The organism is Nakamurella alba (genome assembly GCF_009707545.1).
GTDB lineage: Bacteria > Actinomycetota > Actinomycetes > Mycobacteriales > Nakamurellaceae > Nakamurella > Nakamurella alba.
Genome location: NZ_WLYK01000017.1, coordinates 40,265 through 55,948 on the forward strand (window position 1 = coordinate 40,265; position 15,684 = coordinate 55,948).

Annotated in this window: 16 protein-coding genes and 1 pseudogene; 1 reads left to right on the forward strand and 16 read right to left on the reverse strand. The window is 72.0% G+C overall.

All coding sequences use genetic code 11. From position 1 onward, the window contains the following. Nucleotides 1–18 precede the first annotated feature (18 nt). The 3 genes from GIS00_RS25265 to GIS00_RS25275 form a co-directional block, all read right to left on the reverse strand. Nucleotides 19–825 carry an MBL fold metallo-hydrolase gene (locus tag GIS00_RS25265; protein ID WP_196073462.1) on the reverse strand — a complete coding sequence of 269 codons (807 nt, stop codon included), beginning with the start codon at nucleotides 823–825 and terminating at the stop codon, nucleotides 19–21. A gap of 121 nt (nucleotides 826–946) precedes the next feature. Further along, the gene (locus tag GIS00_RS25270) at nucleotides 947–2,548 is read right to left on the reverse strand and encodes an MFS transporter (RefSeq protein ID WP_154771250.1); all 1,602 of its coding nucleotides are present in this window, start codon (nucleotides 2,546–2,548) and stop codon (nucleotides 947–949) included. After that, nucleotides 2,548–3,018 (reverse strand): MaoC family dehydratase, encoded by a 471-nt coding sequence (locus GIS00_RS25275; RefSeq protein WP_322098420.1) that lies wholly within the window; start codon nucleotides 3,016–3,018, stop codon nucleotides 2,548–2,550. Before GIS00_RS25275 ends, GIS00_RS25270 begins: the two co-directional genes overlap by 1 nt. Nucleotides 3,019–3,098: 80 nt before the next feature. Here GIS00_RS25275 and GIS00_RS25280 point away from each other — a divergent pair, with 80 nt between their 5' ends. Beyond that, a complete protein-coding gene (locus GIS00_RS25280; protein WP_407666926.1) occupies nucleotides 3,099–3,857 on the forward strand; it encodes an SDR family NAD(P)-dependent oxidoreductase in 759 nt (252 codons plus the stop codon). A 136-nt stretch (nucleotides 3,858–3,993) separates the two neighbouring features. On the opposite strand, the pseudogene GIS00_RS25285 reads toward GIS00_RS25280, so the two are convergent. The 13 genes and pseudogenes from GIS00_RS25285 to GIS00_RS25345 form a co-directional block, all read right to left on the reverse strand. Then, nucleotides 3,994–4,593 (reverse strand): annotated as a pseudogene (locus GIS00_RS25285) (TetR/AcrR family transcriptional regulator); the annotation flags it as partial. Nucleotides 4,594–4,671: 78 nt separating this feature from the next. Continuing rightward, nucleotides 4,672–5,880, reverse strand: a complete 1,209-nt coding sequence (locus GIS00_RS25290; RefSeq protein WP_154771253.1) for an acyl-CoA dehydrogenase family protein — start codon at nucleotides 5,878–5,880, stop codon at nucleotides 4,672–4,674. Next, nucleotides 5,870–6,961: an acyl-CoA dehydrogenase family protein gene (locus GIS00_RS25295; RefSeq protein WP_322098422.1), complete on the reverse strand. Its 1,092-nt coding sequence runs from the start codon at nucleotides 6,959–6,961 to the stop codon at nucleotides 5,870–5,872. The genes GIS00_RS25290 and GIS00_RS25295 overlap by 11 nt, the downstream gene beginning before the upstream one ends. Nucleotides 6,962–7,036: 75 nt before the next feature. Then, nucleotides 7,037–8,098, reverse strand: a complete 1,062-nt coding sequence (locus GIS00_RS25300) for an MBL fold metallo-hydrolase (RefSeq protein WP_322098423.1) — start codon at nucleotides 8,096–8,098, stop codon at nucleotides 7,037–7,039. Continuing rightward, nucleotides 8,095–8,931 carry an SDR family NAD(P)-dependent oxidoreductase gene (locus GIS00_RS25305; RefSeq protein WP_154771254.1) on the reverse strand — a complete coding sequence of 279 codons (837 nt, stop codon included), beginning with the start codon at nucleotides 8,929–8,931 and terminating at the stop codon, nucleotides 8,095–8,097. Before GIS00_RS25305 ends, GIS00_RS25300 begins: the two co-directional genes overlap by 4 nt. Next, nucleotides 8,928–10,433: a class I adenylate-forming enzyme family protein gene (locus GIS00_RS25310; RefSeq protein ID WP_407666927.1), complete on the reverse strand. Its 1,506-nt coding sequence runs from the start codon at nucleotides 10,431–10,433 to the stop codon at nucleotides 8,928–8,930. The genes GIS00_RS25305 and GIS00_RS25310 overlap by 4 nt, the downstream gene beginning before the upstream one ends. Nucleotides 10,434–10,493: 60 nt before the next feature. Beyond that, complete coding sequence (locus GIS00_RS25315) at nucleotides 10,494–10,814, reverse strand: EthD domain-containing protein (protein WP_154771256.1); 321 nt, start codon at nucleotides 10,812–10,814, stop codon at nucleotides 10,494–10,496. Between the two features lies 1 nt (nucleotide 10,815). Continuing rightward, a complete protein-coding gene (locus GIS00_RS25320) occupies nucleotides 10,816–11,205 on the reverse strand; it encodes a hypothetical protein (protein WP_154771257.1) in 390 nt (129 codons plus the stop codon). After that, on the reverse strand, nucleotides 11,202–11,585 hold the full coding sequence (locus GIS00_RS25325) for a nuclear transport factor 2 family protein (RefSeq protein WP_154771258.1): 384 nt from the start codon (nucleotides 11,583–11,585) through the stop codon (nucleotides 11,202–11,204). The genes GIS00_RS25320 and GIS00_RS25325 overlap by 4 nt, the downstream gene beginning before the upstream one ends. A 46-nt stretch (nucleotides 11,586–11,631) precedes the next feature. After that, nucleotides 11,632–12,789: an acetyl-CoA C-acetyltransferase gene (locus tag GIS00_RS25330; protein ID WP_154771259.1), complete on the reverse strand. Its 1,158-nt coding sequence runs from the start codon at nucleotides 12,787–12,789 to the stop codon at nucleotides 11,632–11,634. Nucleotides 12,790–12,862: 73 nt separating this feature from the next. Next, nucleotides 12,863–13,660, reverse strand: a complete 798-nt coding sequence (locus GIS00_RS25335) for an SDR family NAD(P)-dependent oxidoreductase (protein WP_322098426.1) — start codon at nucleotides 13,658–13,660, stop codon at nucleotides 12,863–12,865. Beyond that, nucleotides 13,657–14,436, reverse strand: coding sequence for an SDR family oxidoreductase (locus tag GIS00_RS25340; RefSeq protein ID WP_154771260.1), 780 nt, complete (start codon nucleotides 14,434–14,436; stop codon nucleotides 13,657–13,659). The genes GIS00_RS25335 and GIS00_RS25340 overlap by 4 nt, the downstream gene beginning before the upstream one ends. Continuing rightward, on the reverse strand, nucleotides 14,436–15,653 hold the full coding sequence (locus GIS00_RS25345) for an acyl-CoA dehydrogenase family protein (RefSeq protein ID WP_322098427.1): 1,218 nt from the start codon (nucleotides 15,651–15,653) through the stop codon (nucleotides 14,436–14,438). Before GIS00_RS25345 ends, GIS00_RS25340 begins: the two co-directional genes overlap by 1 nt. Between the last annotated feature and the right edge of the window lie 31 nt (nucleotides 15,654–15,684).

A 15,684-nucleotide genomic window follows, 5' to 3' on the forward strand; every position in this document is an offset into this window, starting at 1 on the left:
GAATCCGGGGCCTGCCGGTCAGTCCAGCCGTTCCCAGGTCCGGCTGCCGGCGCTTCCGGTGACCCGCCCCCACTGCAGGCCGGGGAAGTGCGCCCCGGCCACCGGCAGCCCCTCGTCGATCACGATCCGACGGATCCGCTCCAGCGACTCCAACGCCTTCGCCTCGTCGTGGTGGAAGCAGAAGTTCCACTGCCCGCGGGCGTTCTCGTCGTACAGCTCGGGCGCGGTGTGCACGGTGTCGCCGAGGAACAGCCCGCTCTCACCGGCGGAGGTCAGCCGCAGCACCGTCTCGCCCGGCGTGTGCCCGGACGCCTCGATCGACGACAGTCCCGGCAGCAGCTCGTCGTCGCCCTCGAACAGCTCGATCCGGTCCATCACCGGGCCGAGACGCACTCCCGGGGCGTCGGTCTCGGGAGTGCAATAGGCGGCCTCCACCTCGTTGAAGGTGAAGTCCGGCGCGCAGTAGAGGTCGAAGTCGCGCCGGTCCACCCGGTGCACGGCGTTCGGGAAGAACGCCTTCCCGTCCACCGAGGTCCAGCCGATGTGGTCGACGTGCAGGTGGGTGAACACCACGTCGGTGACCTCGTCCCGCCGCAGTCCGGTGGCGGCGAACGCCGACCGGAAACCGCCGCCGACGAACGGGAACGTCGCATGCACTCCGACACCGGTGTCCACCACGATCACCCGGTCGCCGTGGCGGATCACGAAGCCGCCCAACGTGTACAGGTGCATCGCCTCGCCGAACACCGGCTCCAGGAACTGCTCGCTCCCGCGCCAGTCCGCCGCCGTCTGCCCCGGGTAGAACGCATCCGCAGGCACCACCATTTCGCCGTCCACCAGAGGGTCAACGACTGCATCGCCGATCTTCATCGATCCGCCCATCTGAACTGAATTCGGTCTGGGAGGCTGAGTGTTCCCTCTGCCGGCGCCCGGCGTCAAGACCTGATCAGGTCTCGACCAGGATCCGGAAACCAGGAGCAGCCAGGGCATGTCGCAGGACGTCGTCGAGCAGTCGGCGCTCTGCCACGGTCCAGCGACGGCTCTGCACGTCGGCCCATTCGACGAGCGAGCGCATGCGGAAGGTCTCCACGACGAGCACCGCATCGCCACCGTGCCCCGGCCCTCCCTCCTCCCGCCACGCGGCCCAGCGCTCCGCGCCGAGCCGCCGCCTGGTGCCTTCCAGCAGCCGCAGTGCTGCCATGAACGGCTCCACCCCGCAAGGATCGACCCGGTACTCGACCACGAGCAGCACCGCCCGCCGGTCGTCACCGACCGGATTCCGGAACTGCGACGGTGCGGCCGACGGGTCCATGCCGTCGACCGGGAGCATGCCCCACCGGACGGCGGTGAGCGCGGCGGCGGCCATCACCCCGCCGGCGATCACCGCGGTCGTCCGCACCCCCAGCCCGTCGGCGATCCATCCCCAGAGCAGCGCGCCGCCACCCTGACACACCTGGTGCACCACCAGGATCAGCGCGATGCTGCGCGCCCGCACCCAGTCCGGCAGCACCCGGTGCGCACCCGTGAGCCAGGCGCTCTGCACCGTCACCCAGGCCGTCCCGATGACGAACAGGGCCACCACCAGGACGGCGACCGGGACGTCGAGGGCGACCAGCACCAGTCCGGCGGCGTAGCCGGTGCAGCCGACCGCCACGAAGACGTTGACCGGCCACCGGCGCCGCACCGGCTGCACCAGCGCCGGACCGAGCACCGCTCCGGCCCCGATCACCAGGAAGGCCAGACCGAACTCGACCGTGCCGAGGCCGATCACGTCGTGCGCGATCACCGGGAACAGCGCCCAGAACGCCGCAGCCGGCAGCGAGAACAGCACCAGGCGCAACAGTGTCCGCCGCATCCAGGGCGAGTGGCGGACGAACCGTACGCCACCACGGACGGCCGGACCCATCGACCCCGGCGGGGTGGCATCCGAGCGCACCGGGGTCGGGAACCGGGTGCAGATCGCCGCCGCCGCCGCGAAGATGAGCGCGTCGACGGCGAACACCCAGGCCGCCCCGAGGAAGGCGAGCAGCAGTCCGCCGACCGCCGGACCGATGGCCCGGGCGCCGTTGAAGACCATCCCGTCCAGGGTCGCCGCGGAACCCATCCGCTCGCGGCCGACCAGCTGCGGCATCCGGTTCTGCCAGCCGACGATGCAGAGCACCAGGCCGCACCCGAGCACCGCGGTCGCGGCGATCAGCAGCCAGGACCCGACCGGGCCTCGGGCGGCCACGAGGGCCAGACCGGCGGAGGCCAGCGCCATCGCCGCCATCGCGCCCGGGATCATCCGGCCGGCGCCACGGCTGTCCACCACGTGTCCCACCGGCAGCGCCAGCACCAGGAAGGGCAGCACCAACGCCGCCTGCACCCCGGCCACGGCCGCAGGCGAGGCGCCGCCCACGGTGAGCACCCACTGCGCCACCACGGTGTGCAGCCAGAGTGCGGTGTTCGCCCCGAGCAGCGCCAGCAGCAGGACCCGGAAGGCCCGGACGCGGAGCGCGGAGAACAGCCCCGGGGCGGGAGCCTCGGCGTCCGCCCCGGGCCCGGTCATCAGGCTGCCCGGCGTTCCGTCGGGTAGAGCCGCACCAGCACCTCGGCGACACAGGCCGGACGGTCGGCGTTCTCGACCGCGATGACGAGCTCGAAGGTCGCCTGGTAGCCACCGGCGACCGGGTCGGCGGCGAGCAGGGACAGTGTGCCCCGGACCCGGCTGCCGGACGGGACCGGCGACGGGAAGCGGACCTTGCCGAGCCCGTAGTTCACCGCGCTGCCGAGATCGCCGATGTGCAGCACCTGCTCCATCACCGGGGCGGCCAGCGCCAGGGTCAGGTAGCCGTGGGCGATCGTGCCGCCGAAGGGTCCGCCGGCCGCCCGGTCCGGATCCACGTGGATCCACTGGTGGTCGTCGGTGACGTCGGCGAACCCGTTGATCCGGTCCTGGCCGACCTCGATCCAGTCACTGGTCCCGATCACCACGCCGACGGCATCGGCCAGGTCGGTCACACTGTCGAAAACCGGCACGGTCGACCTCATCTCGTTGCAGAAGCAGCTCGCAGAGGGCAGAGTGTAATCGAAGTGAGTTCAGCTCGACAACTGGAGGCATCGTGGCCACTGCAGAAGGCGGCACCGTCGTACTGACCGGGGCGACCGGCGGTATCGGCGAGGCGACGGCGAGGCGGCTCGCCGCCGACGGTCACACGGTCCTGGTGACCGACCTCGACGGCGGTCGGTGCGCCGCTCTCGCGGACGAGTTGCGCGCCGCCGGGGGCTGCGCCGAGCCGTTCGCCCTGGACGTCGGGGACGAGTCGCAGTGGGCGGCGCTGGCCACCCGACTGCAGGAGAACGGTGACACCACGGTTGGTCTGGTGAACAACGCCGGGATCGCATCCATGGGCACCGTGGAGTCCGAGACGGTGGCCGACTGGGAGCGGGTGCTCCGGGTGACGCAGACCGGGGTCTGGTTGGGGATGAAGCACATCGGCCCGTTGCTGGCCGGACCCGGCGGCGGATCGATCGTGAACATCTGCTCGATCTTCGGCACCGTCGGCGGTTTCGGCGGCGAGGTGGCCTACCACGCGGCGAAGGGCGCGGTCCGCACCATGACCAAGAACGCCGCGCTGTACTGGGCCGGGCAGGCGGTCCGGGTCAACTCCGTCCATCCCGGCTTCATCGAGACCGAGCGGTCGAAGAAGATGTGGGCCGGCACCGAGCGCCGGGAGCGCATGGTCGGTGGGACGCCGATGGGCCGGCTGGGTGCGCCGTCCGAGGTCGCCGGGGTGATCGCCTTCCTGCTCTCGCCGGACGCGAGTTACGTCACCGGCTCCGAGCTGTACGTGGACGGCGGCTGGACGGCGCGCTGACCTTCACCGGCGGTGCGGGCCCGTCGGGGGCCGGGCTCGCGCCGTCCGCCGCCGTCCCGGCGGACGGGCGGCGTGTCCGGGTCGGCGTCGCGGCGACAGGGCCGTCGGCGTCGCCGATGTCGACCCCACGGGCGAAGCGCTCGACCCCCGCGGTCATCATGTCGCTGATCTCCGGCAGGCTGAGCGCACCACCGGGCCGGTACCAGTCCCACACGCTGATCACCAGGCCGAGCGTCGCCCGGCCGATCAGCGTGGCGTTGCGTTCCGGGAAGATCCCGGTGTCCATGCCCCGCTGCATCAGGTCGGTCCAGTTGTGCTCGATCTGTTGCACCAGGGCCCGCGAGGCCTGCCTCTCCTCCTCCTCGCGCACCGAACCACGCGGGTGCGCCAGCATCGAGGTGTGCGTGTGCAGGATGCGCATCTGCAGCACCTCCTGCTTCTTCACGTCGTAGGCGGTCCGGACGGCGGCCCGGAGCGCGGGCAGCGGCTCGAGACCCTGCGTGGCGGCGGTGAAGTTGTCCGCCGAGCGGGCGAGCTCCATGTGCATGATGGTCAGCAGGCAGTGGGCCTTCGACTCGAAGTAGTGGTAGAGCGCGGTCTGCCCGATGCCGACCCGGTCGGCCACTGCCGACCATTTCGTGTGCTCGTAACCGGTCTCGCCGAAACTGCGCACCGCCGCCTGCAGGATCGCCGCCCGCTTGCTGCGCGGGCCGGCCTCCGCCACCGTCGTCGCCATGCCGTCCTCCTCGTCCCGTGCACCAGGCGGTGCCGTACCACCCCGGGGATCGACCCGACCTCAGTTCGATGGACGATCCTAACGCCTGGGCTCCCGGGGCAGGCCCAGCACGCGCTCGGACAGGATCGTGCGCTGGATCTCGTCGGTGCCACCGGCGATGCTGTAACCCGGGGCGCCGAGCACGTGCTCGGTCCAGGCCCAGCTACCCCAGCTGCCGTCATCGGCCACCAGACGCGGTCCCAGCAGGTCGGCGACCAGGTCGGAGGTCTCGCGCAGGGTCCGGGTGGCGACCAGCTTGCCGACCGACGCCTCAGGGCCGGGCTGACCGCCGGCGGACAGCGTGGCCATCACCCGCAGTCCGAGCGCCCGTTGCACCAGCGTCCGCACCGCCAGGTCCGCCGCGGCCGCCCGGCGGGCGGCATCCAGATCCGGCTGGTGACCGGCCAGATCGACAGCCCGCAGGGCGTTGTCGATGCCCAACGATCCGGAGTCCAGCCGTTCGGCGGCGAGCACCGTCTGGGTGACCCGCCATCCCTCGCCCACCGGTCCCAGTCGGTCCGTGTCCGGGACGTGCACCCCCTCGAGGTACACCTCGTTGAAGCTCTCGCCGCCGGTCATCTGGCGGATCGGCCGGACGGTGACCCCCGGCGCGTCCATCCGCACCATGAACGCCGTGATGCCGGCGTGCTTGGCCGCGTCCGGATCGGTCCGGCACACCGCCAGCCCCCAGGTCGACACCCGGGCACCCGAGGTCCAGACCTTGTGCCCGTCAAGTCGCCAGCCGTCGGACTCCCGGACCGCCCGGGTGCGCACCGCGGCGAGGTCCGACCCGGCCTCGGTCTCCGAGAACAACTGGCAGGTCAGCTCGTCGGAGCGCAGCAGCTTCGGCAGCCAGCGCGCGGTCTGCTCGGGGATGCCCCAGGCGGCGATCGCCGGGGCGATCAGCTGGCAGGTGACCGGGAAGATCTCGGTCCGCTGCGGGACGTCGAAGTCGGCCTCCTCCATCCGGTACAGGTACTCGTAGTGGGTGGGCAGCGAGCGCCCGCCGACGGCTGGGTCGAAGGCCAGTGCGCCCCAACCGCTGTCGTAGCGCAGCCGCTCCCAGTCCCGGGTGGCATCGGTGTACCGGTGCTCCTCCTCCTCGGTCCAGTTCTCGAAGACCGCGACCGCATCGGACCCGCTGCCCCATCGCGTCGAGGTGTCACGCGGTGCCGCGACCTCGGCGAGCCAGCCACGCGCGGCGCGGCGGAACTCCTCTGGCGTCGGCACGATCGTCTCAGCGGACATGGCTGTTCCCTCCCGGCAGTCCGAGCAGATCGGCGATCTGCAGCCGGATCTCGTGCGCCGATCCGAACAGGCCGGCCGATGCGCGCACCCGCCGGACGTACCGGTGCGCGGGATGTTCCCAGGTGAACCCGATCCCGCCGTGCAGCTGGACGTACTCCTTGACCGCCAGGGCGGCGGCATTCCCGGCGGTCAGCTGCGCTGCGGCCGCGGTCACCGGCAGCAGCTCGGGCGCCCCGACCGCGCAGGCCGCGGCGAGCGCCACTGCCGACCGGGCCGCCTCGAGCTCCACCAGCAGATCGGCGAGCCGGTGCTTGACGGCCTGGAAGGAGCCGATGGGGCGGCCGAACTGCTGCCGGCCGGTCACGTAGGCCACCGTCTCGCGCAGGGCATGATCGGTGATCCCGACCGACTCGGCGGCCAGGGCGATGCTGCCGATGGCCAGCGCGGGGTCGAGATCCGCCTCCCGGGCGAGTATCCGGGCGGGGACATCGGTGAGATCGAGCCGCACCAGCGGCCGGGTCGGGTCCAGCACCGTCAGACCGGTCCGGGTGATGCCGTCGGCATCCCCGGCACAGCAGACCAGCACGGGCGTACCTGCGGTGTCGGTCGCGACGAGCAGGACCAGGTCGGCGTCAGGGTCGAGCACCGGCCCGGCCGACCCGGTGACCCGGTCGCCCTCGAGCGTCACCGAGCTGTGCTGCGGCAGAGCGAGTGTCGCCCGGAGCGAGCCGTCGGCGATGCCCGGCAGCAGATCTGCCGCATCCGGCAGACCGGCCAGCACCGCGACCGCGAAGGCGCCGGACAGCAGCGGCGCATCTGACAGTGTTGCCCCCGCCGCCTCCATCACCACCGCGAGATCCCGTGCATCACCGCCGCTCCCGCCTGCCTCCTCCGGGATCAGCAGTCCGACCAGGCCCAGCGCGGCCAGCTCTGCCCATCCCTGCCCGGCGGACCCGGACAGCACGTCGCGGGCCATCCCGGCCAGCGCGACCTGCTCCTCACCGCGGGCCAACAGGCCGGGATCGACCTGCAGGCCGGCGATGTCGGGTGTGACCGGACCGGTCGTCGTTGTCGTGGGCACCGGCCCACCTCCTCGTGCACCTCTGGTCGGTCCTGCAGCGGTCCGCGGGATCGAACTGCAGGATCCTCGTACGGTCTACGGACGTCGGTAGCGCGTGATCTCGCCGGCGGACTCTGTCGCGAGCTCGCCCCGCTGCGCGAGAACGTCCAGATGGGCGACGGTCTCGCAGACGGCCAACATCCGGTCGAAGTCGCGCAGGTCCTCGAACGGACGGCGGCTGTTGGTCCAGCGCAGCCGCCGGGCGACCTCCCCGCCGGCGGACGGTCCGCGGCCGACGACCACCGCGAGCGCCTCCGCCAGTCGGTCGTCGTGGTGCCGGAGCAACTCGCGGACCCGGGCGTGCACCTGTGGCACGGGATCACCGTGGGCCGGCAGCATCCGGGCGTCGTCCAGGTCGAGCACGGCCTGCAAGGAGTCCAGGTAGTCGCCGAGCGGCAGCCCGCCGTCCGCCAGCTCGAACCCGATCGACGGGGTGATGTGCGGCAGGACGTGATCACCGGTGAACATCAACCCGGCCGCGTGGTCGACGAACATCAGGTGCCCGCGGGTGTGCCCGGGTGTGTGCACCACCTGCAGCCGCCGGTCGCCGAGCTGGAACTTCCCGGGCTGCAGCCACTCGTCGGGGTCCTCCCAGATCGAGGCCTCGTAGCGGTCGTCCGCCTGCATCTCGGCGAGAATGCTGTCCGCCAGCAGGCTCTCGCCCGCCGCGCGGAGGGTGACCAGCGAGCTGACCGGCACGTCGGTGGCGATGCGGCGCAGCGTGGTGAGCCCGGGGCGTTCGCCCAGCCCCAGATACACCCGGCAGCCGACCTCACGGCGCAGCGTGATCGCCTGCGTGTAGTGGTCCCGGTGGATGTGCGTGGCCAGCACCGTGCGGATGTCGGACAGTGACCTGCCCAGCTCCGCCAGTCCCCGCCGCAGCTCACCCATCGCCTCCGGGGTGGCCCAGCCGGCGTCGATCAGCGCGATGCCGTCCGGCAGGTCGATCACGTAGACGTTGACCGCCCGCAGGCCGTCCTGCGGCAGCGACAGCGGCAGCCGGTGCACGCCGGGCGCGACCGGGTGCGGCCCCGGGAGTGCCCAGCGGTGCCGGTCGGCATGCCCGGCGACGGCGAGGGGCGTGTGCCCCCCGGTCACAGCGGGATCCCGCCGGTGCACAGCAGCACGTGCCCGGTGATGTAGTCGCTCTCCGGCAGACACATCAGGTACACCGCACCGGCGGCCTCCTCCGGCGTCGCACCGCGGCCGAGGGAGATGGTCCGTTCGATCGCCTCGATGTGCTCGGTGCGGACCGCCTTGGCGATGCTGCGCTCCCCCACCTGCAGACTGCTGTCGGCGTCCGGGGTGTCCACCGGGGCGGTCAATCTGGTCCGGATCAGCCCGAAGGCGACGCTGTTCACGTTGACCCGGTAACGACCCCACTCCTTCGCGAGAGTGGCGGTCACCCCGTTGATCCCGGCCTTCGCCGCGGCGTAGTTGACCTGCCCGGCGTTCCCGCCGATGCCCACCGCGGAGGAGATGTTGACGACCTTGCGGAAGACCTCGTGACCGCTCTGCGTCTCCAGCTTCGCCTGCTCGCGGAACCACGGCGCGGCCGCCCGCAGGATCCGGAACGGCGCCTTCAGGTGGATGTCCAGCATCGCGTCGAACTGCTCGTCCGACATCTTCCCGATGATGCCGTCCCAGGTGTACCCGGCGTTGTTGACGATGATGTCGAGACCGCCGAGCGTGTCCACCGCGGTACCGACGAGGCGGTCACCCATGTCCGGCGCCGTGACGTCACCGGCCAGCGACTCGGCGCGGATACCGCCGGCGCGCAGGGCGTCCCGGGTCTCCTCCAGGACACCGGCATCGAGATCGTTGAGCAGCAGGCGCGCACCGCTGCCGCCGAGCTTCTCGGCGATGGCCCGGCCGATGCCGCGGCCGGCACCGGTGATCAGCGCGACCTTGCCGTCGAGTGTTCCGGTCATGATGCCGCTCCGATCTGTGTGCCGGCCCGGTGCAGCCGGGCGGCCAGGTCCTTGGCCTCCGGCCGGGACAGCTTGCCGACCCGGGTCTGCGGCAGCGCCTCGACCTGGAACAGGTACTCCGGCCACTTGGTCTTGGACAGCCCGACGGATCCCAGGTGCGCCAACAGGTCCGGCAGGGCGACGGGGTGGCCCGGCTCGGTGACCACCAGCACCCCGATGCGTTCACCGAGCTCGGGGTCCGGCAGCGGCACCACGCACGCGGACTCGATGCCGGGGTGGGAGGCCACCGCGGTCTCCACCTCGAGCACGTCGATGTTGCGGCCGCCACGGATGATCACGTCCTTCTCCCGGCCCATGATCGAGATCGTGCCGTCGCCGTTGCGCCGCACCAGGTCCCCGGTCGGGAACCAGCCGTCGGCGGTGACCTCCACCGGGTGCAGCCGCCCGGCCCGGGCGTAGCCGAGGAACAGCGAGGGCCCACGGACCTGGGCCCGCCCGACCTCGCCCTCCGGGACCGGCAGCCCGTCGGTGTCCACCCCGCGCACCTCGGTGCCGGGGAACGGGCGCCCGTCCCGCCCGAGCCGGACCTCGACCGGGTCGGTCGGCAGCGGAGAGGTGTGGCCGAGGCACTCGGACATGCCGAACACCCGCAGGATCCTGGTGTGCAGGGCGGTCTCGGCCCGCTGCAGTGCGGCCAGGTCCATCGGACCACCGCCCACCGTCATCGAGGCGAGATCGTCTCCGGCACCGTGCTCCTCGGCGGCACGGCCGAGTTGCAGCGCCATCGTCGGCACGCACATCACCCAGCGCACGCCCGCGGCGCCCATCCGTTCCAGCAGGGCGTCCGGACGCCAGCGCGACGCGGTCACCAACGGGCCGCCGAGTTGCAGCGCCACCCCGATACCGAAGCAGAACGCCGCGGTCGACGAGAGCGGGACGATGGCCGCGATCGGGTCTCCCGGCCGTAGGTCGTTGATCTCGATGGTCCGCGCGCCGGCGTAGGCGATGGCGTCGCCGGACTGCACGACACCCTTCGCCCGCCCGGTGGATCCGGAGGTGAGCCCGATCAGGCCGCCACCGGACCAGCGGCCGACCCCGGCCGGATCGGTCGTCGCCACGGTCCAGCCGTCCAGCGCCGTGCCCGACGGGCCGGCGCCGAGCAGGGTGGCCAGCTGCCACTCCTCGAAGGCGGACGGGTCGACCACCACGGCGTCCGGTCGGATGTCGTCGAAGGCATCGGCCAGCTCCGCGGCGGTGGTGTGCCGGTTCACCACGGCGATGACCCCGCCGGCCCGGCCGACCGCCACCGTCGCGGCCAGTGTCCGCCACGAGTTGTCGGCCTGCACCAGCACCGTCCGCGGTACCCCGTCGCCGAGTGCGGCGGCCAGGTCGTCGGCGGCGGCGACGATCTCGCTCGCCGGGTGCGGCCCACTGTCGTCGATCACGGCGATGTGGTCCGCGGCGGCCGCCCGGTCCAGGAACTGCTTCACCAACTGCTGCACTGCCACCAACCCCACTCGTCCACGGCCTGCGCCGTCCGGAAGATCGCCTGCGGAAAGTCCTCAGGCGGTGAACATCTGGGCCTCGGACCCGAAGACCGCGATGCGCCGGCCACGCATGTCGCCGACCTGGTCGACGGCCGCCTGCCACTGCGGGCTGGCCAGTGCCGCGTCCATCGCGGCCCGCGACTCGAAGGACAGGATCGACACCCCGTCCCAGCCCTTAGAGCGCTCCTCGAACGCGTCCTCGACCTCGGTGTGCAGCCAGCGCAGCAAGCCGGGCAGCTCCACCGTCAGCTCCGCGTGCGGCCCGCGCCACCAGTCGATGAACTGCTCGTGCGTCCAGTCCGGCGGCCGGGAGGCCAGCAGCACCAGGTTGTACATCTCAGTTCCCTCCCGGGACGTCGGAGAAGTTGGCCGCAGGCGAGCGGCCGATCAGCAGCCGGGTCAGCTTCCCGGACGGGCCCACCCGGCCGGCCGCGACGAAGCTCGCCTCGAACTCGCCGGACCGGCGGACCTCGCCGAGGAACAGCTCGTCGTGACCGGTGATCGCGTGCGAGAGCAGGTGGTGGGTCCGGGTGCCGCGCTCCCGCTGCGCCAGGTAGCCGACCAGCGCCGCCCGGTCGCCGGCGAAGTCCGCGGCCTGCCCGCCGGTGGAGAAGACGATGCCGAGCTGGAAGTCGTCGTCGACGAGATCCAGGACCCGGTCCGGGGTGTCGCTGTCCATGATGGCGAACCAGCGGGTCAGGAAGCTGTCGGTGACATCGGCACTCATACCGAGCCCCCGGGCAGCGCGGGCTCCGCGGCGTCGAAGAGGGAGAACGACGGGTCGAAGTAGGACTGGTACCCGGCGATCGTCCCGTCGGCGGTCAGCCGGCCGATCGACATGAAGGCCCCGGTGGCCCGGTGGCCACCCTCCTCGACGACGCCGTAGACCACCTCGGTGTCACCCTCGTGCAGGTGCCGCAGGATCCGGTGCACCCGGTCGGCCGGCGCGCTCCGGCTGCTGACGTAGTCGCGGTAGTCCTCCCGGCTGCTGCCGGTGACCTGCCGGCCGGGCAGCGCCAGCAGGAACGTCACGTCGGGCGCCATCAGCGCCAGCGCCTCCTCGAACCGGCCGGCGTCCAGGTGCGCCATGTACTCGGGTACTGCCATCGTTCCTCCTCCTCGAGTGAACGGACCGCGCTGCCGCCTCCGGGCGTCAGAGCATCTCCACGATCGTCGCGTTGGCCATGCCGCCGCCCTCGCACATCACCTGCAGACCGTAACGGCCACCGGTGCGGCGCAGCTCGTGCACCATGGTGGTCAGCAGCCGGGCGCCGCTGGCGCCGAGCGGGTGACCCAGGGCGATCGCGCCGCCGTTCGGGTTGACCTTCTCCAGCGGGGCGCCGGTCTCCTTCAGCCAGGCCAGCACCACCGAGGCGAAGGCCTCGTTCACCTCGAAGGTGTCGATGTCGTCGATGGTGAGACCGGAGCGCTGCAGCACCTTCTCGGTGGCAGGGATCGGCCCGGTGAGCATGAACACCGGATCGGACCCGACGGCGGCGACGGTGTGCACCCGGGCGACCGGGGTCAGGCCGTGCTGCTGCACCGCCCGCTCCGAGGCCACCAGCACCGCGGCCGCACCGTCGGAGACCTGGCTGGAGACCGCCGCGGTCAGCCGCCCGCCCGCGCTCAGCGGCTTCAACCCGGCCATCTTCTCCAGGGTGGTGTCGGGACGGGGTCCCTCGTCGGTCGTCACCCCGAACGCAGGCACGATCTCGTCGTCGAAGCGACCGGCGGCGATGGCGGCGGCAGCCCGGGTGTGGCTGCGCAGCGCGTACTCCTCCATGTCGGAGCGCTCGATCCCCCAGTGCTGCGCGATCAGCTCGGCGCCGCGGAACTGCGAGATCTCCTGGTCGCCGTAGCGTTTCGTCCAGCCGGTCGCGGCGAACGGCGACGGCATGCCCTTCTCCATGCCCAGGATCGCCGGGCTCATGATCGGCACCACGCTCATCGACTCGACACCACCGGCAAGGACCAGGTCGGAGGTACCGGACAAGACCGCCTGGGCGGCCTGCTGCACCGCTTGCTGCGAGGACCCGCACTGCCGGTCGATGGTCACCCCCGGCACGTGCTCCGGCAGGTCCGCGGCCAGCCAGGCGAGCCGGGCGATGTTGCCGGTCTGCGGCCCGATCTGGCCGACGCAGCCGAACACCACGTCGTCCACCGCGCCGGGGTCGACGCCGGCGGCGGCCAGCGTGCCGAGCATGCCGGCGCCGGCCAGGTCGAGCGGGTGCACGGCCGACAGTCCGCCGTTCCGCCGACCGACCGGGGTGCGCCGTGGGGCGACGAGGTAGGCCTGGTTCGTGGTGGTCATCGGTTCTCTCCGGATTCTTCTGTGGTGGCGGTCATCTCGCGCAGGTGGTGGCCGGTGATGCGGTACGGGCCGGTCACCGGGCGGTCCAGCCGCCGTCGACGACCAGCACCTGGCCGGTGGTGTAGGACGAGGCGTCGGACGCCAGGTACAGCAGGGCGCCGTCCAGCTCCGACACCTCACCCGGCCGCCTGATCTGGGTGTTCTTGACGACCCAGCGGGCCGCGCTCTCGTCGGCGAAGAGGGCCTGGGTCATCTCGGACCGGAACCAGCCCGGGGCCAGCGCGTTGACCCGGATGCCGCGGGCGGCCCACTGGCCGGACAGCTCACGGGTGAGCGCGATGATGCCGCCCTTCGAGGCGGCGTAGCCGGCGCCGGACAGCGGGAAGGTGGAACCGAGGCCGACGATCGAGGCGATGTTGACGATCACCTTGCCCTGCTGCGGCTCCGGCGCCGCGGCCAGCAGGCACGAGAGATGGTACGGCGCAACCAGGTTCACCTCCAGGGTCTCGCGGTAGACGCGGACGCCCTCCTCCTCGGCGTTGCCGTGGCCGCCGATGCCGGCGTTGTTGACGAGCACGTCGAACCGTCCGGTGAGCTCGAGGGCCCGGGCGGCCAGCGCCTCCCGGTCCTCGGCATCGGCGACGTCGCAGCGCACCGCGTGGATGTTCTCCGTGCCGGCGGCCAGCTCCTCCAGCCGGTCCAGCCGGCGGGCCGCGGCCACCACCTGCGCCCCGGCGGCGGCGAGCAGGGTGGCGAAGCGCAGGCCGAGCCCGGCGGACGCGCCGGTCACCACCACGGTCCGGTCGGTGAGCGAGAACGACGGCAGGGCAACGGCTCCGACGGTCTGCGCCGGGGTGTCCAGGGCGGTCACGTCTGCACCGCCCGGGGCAGTCCGAGCGCGCCGCCGTCGATCACCAGGGTGTGCCCGGTGATCCACGACGACAGGTCGCTGGCCAGGAACACCGCGGCGTTCCCGCAGTCCTCGACCGTGCCGAGCCGGCGCATGGGCAGCTGGGCGGTCAGCACACCCTCGCGCGCCTCCCAGACCGCCCGCGCCAGTTCCGTCTTGATCACGCCCGGGGCGATGGCGTTGACCCGGATGTCCGGACCCAGCTCGTACCCCAACTGCATGGTCAGGTGGATCAGCGCCGCCTTGGTGGCGTTGTAGAAGCCGATGTGCGGGTCGACCAGCAACCCGCCGACCGACGCCACGTTGATCACCGCGGCGCCCGAGTCCCGGCCCATGCCGTGTTCGCGGGCGGCGTGGATCCACAACATCGGGGCGATCTGGTTGACCTGCGCGGTCTTCGCGGCCCGGGACAGGTCGATGTCGGCCAGCGGACCCATGTACGGGTTGGTGGCGGCGTTGTTGACCAGTACGTCGAGCGGCCCGAAGCGTTCGGCCGTCTCCGCCACCGCGGCGGCGGCCTGGTCGGGGTCACCTGCATTGGCGACGACCGTGTGCACCTGTCCGGTGCCCGGGGTGGCCAGCAGCTGCTCGCGCGCCTCGTCCAGGCCGGCCGCCTTGCGGGCCGTGAGCACCACGGTGGCACCCTCGGCCCGGAAGGCCGTCGCGATCCCGAAGCCGATCCCCCGGGACCCGCCGGTGATCAGGGCCACCTTGCCGTCCAACAGCGGTCGGTCCATCAGACACCTTCCCGGGTCTTGTGCTTGTCGAGTTCCTGGCGGGTGATGGTCCGCAGGTGCACCTCGTCCGGACCGTCGGCGATCCGGAGCGCGCGGGTGAGGGCGTAGAACCGGGCGATCGGGGTGTCCTCGCTGACGCCCGCGGCACCGAAGGCCTGCACGGCCCGGTCGCAGACCCGGTGCGCGACACCCATCGCCGACACCTTGATCGCGGCCACCTCGATGCGGGCGGTCCGGGCACCACCGTTGTCCATCATCCAGGCCGACTTCAGGACCAGCAGCCGGGCCTCGTCGATCTCGATCCGGCTGCGGGCGATCCATTCGCCGATGACTCCCTGCCGGGCCAGCGGGCCGCCGAACGCCTCGCGCTGCAGCACCCTCCGGCACATCAGTTCCAGCGCGCGCTCGGCGATCCCGATCGCGCGCATGGCGTAGTGCATACGCCCGGGCCCGAGCCGACCCTGGGCGAGGGCGAAACCGTCCCCCTCGCGGCCGAGCATGTTCTCCGCCGGGACGGTCACCCCGTCGAAGAGCACCTCGCCGTGCCCCAGCCGGTCCTGGTAACCGAAGGTGGTGAGGTCACGGAGAACCTCCAGACCGGGCGAGTCCCTGGGCACCAGCACCATGCTCTGCCGACGGTAGGGTTCGGCTTCCGGGTCGGACACGCCCATCACGATCACCAACTCGCAGTCCGGGTCGAGAATGCCGGAGGTGTACCATTTCCGGCCGGTGATCCGGTAGCTGTCGCCGTCCCGCTCGATCCGCGTGGCGATGTTGCGGGCGTCGGAGCTGGCCACCTCCGGCTCGGTCATCGCGAAGCAGGACCGGATCCGGGCGTCCAGCAGCGGCCGCAGCCAGCGGTCCTGCTGGGCCGGCGTGCCGAACAGCGACAGCAGTTCCATGTTCCCGGTGTCCGGCGCCGAACAGTTGAAGACCTCGTTGCCGATGATCGACCGGCCCATCTCCTCGGCCAACGGCGCGTACTCGAGGTTGGTCAGGCCGGCGCCCCAGGTCCCGTGGGTGAGGAACAGGTTCCACAGCCCCTGCTCCCGGGCGGCCGCCTTCAGCTCCGTCATCACCGGAGGCAGCGCGTGCGGGTCGGACCCGGCGGCGAGCTGCGCCTCGTAGACGGTCTCGGCGGGGATCACCCGCTCGTCCATGAACTGCCGCAGCTGCTGCTGCAGCGCCACGGTGCGGTCGGAGTATCTGAAGTCCACGGCTGCTGCTCCCTTGCGGCGCCTCGGTGGT